Annotated in this window: 1 protein-coding gene; it reads right to left on the reverse strand. The window is 55.9% G+C overall.

What is annotated here, in order from left to right:
• On the reverse strand, positions 1-688 hold a 688-nt coding region (locus AC1DWI_RS24300; RefSeq protein WP_477726062.1), incomplete at its 3' end, for a DUF4261 domain-containing protein.
• Between the last annotated feature and the right edge of the window lie 337 nt (positions 689-1,025).

The raw sequence follows: 1,025 nt of genomic DNA on the forward strand, positions 1-1,025 counted from the left end.
CGAGATACTGGGCCATGTTCATGAGCAGGGAGAAAACTTCCAGGCCATTTCGGTTCACGTCCTTGGCTTCGATCTCCCGCAGGTCAAACTTCTCCATTCCTTGTGTGGACAGCGAGAACCCCTTCTCCACATCGGTTGAGATACGAAAGTTAGTCCAGAGCCAAACGGGCGGCCCCGCACGACTGGCCTGCCCGCTCTGTTTCAGGAACGCTTCTCGGGACTGCAGGCTCGCGCCCCAATAGCTTGCGATGGCATTCTGGTCCATCAGCGTGGCCACCACATCGGTCTGCAAGAGATAAGCGTCCAGCTGATCGAGATTCGTGTCCAGAATACTGACGTAGACATGGGCTTTGTGCCGGGCAGTCTCTTCGCAGGCCCTCCTCCAGTACCAGGCGCCTTGGCACAAGTCGTCAATCTGGCCTTTTGGCAGGGGCGCATCGATCAGCCCAATCATCACGGTGCCACCCCGCGATCGAAGAAGAATGACCTTTTGGCCGTCTGTTTCCATGTCATCAATCTTGACCCTTCCCTTGAGCCGCACCTCAAGCTGTGCACGAAAGGCCGCTGCATCGGGAAGCCTTGATTCAGCAAGAAGTACAAACGAGCTAGTCCTGACCTTGCTGGGCTCTGCAGCCGTGGCGAGTGTTGAGGTGATGACAAACGCAAGCAGGGCTAAAAGTGAACGCATGGTGTTGTGTGTGATGCTTTCCGCGTATTAAGCCTGTGGTCCGCGTCAGATAGCAAGAGTGGAATTGCCGTCACGTGCACAGCTTAACGCTTTGGAAGGGCCGTGCTGACCGGTTTTCCGATCAGCACCTCCCGATAGAAGGGTTCAGTGCCCTTTTTAGAGTACTCAAGGCACATCGTGCGGATTGTATTTGCCGGCGACAAGAAAGTAGAGCGCTATGGGCAAGCAGGCAATCCCGATCACCACTCCGATGACACCGAACAAAGAGGTAGCCAGGCTCATGGCGATCAGCCCAAGGCCTCCAGTGAAGATTGCGACGGCCAGGACAACCCTGATC

The organism is Polaromonas sp. P3_C2 (assembly GCF_056402675.1).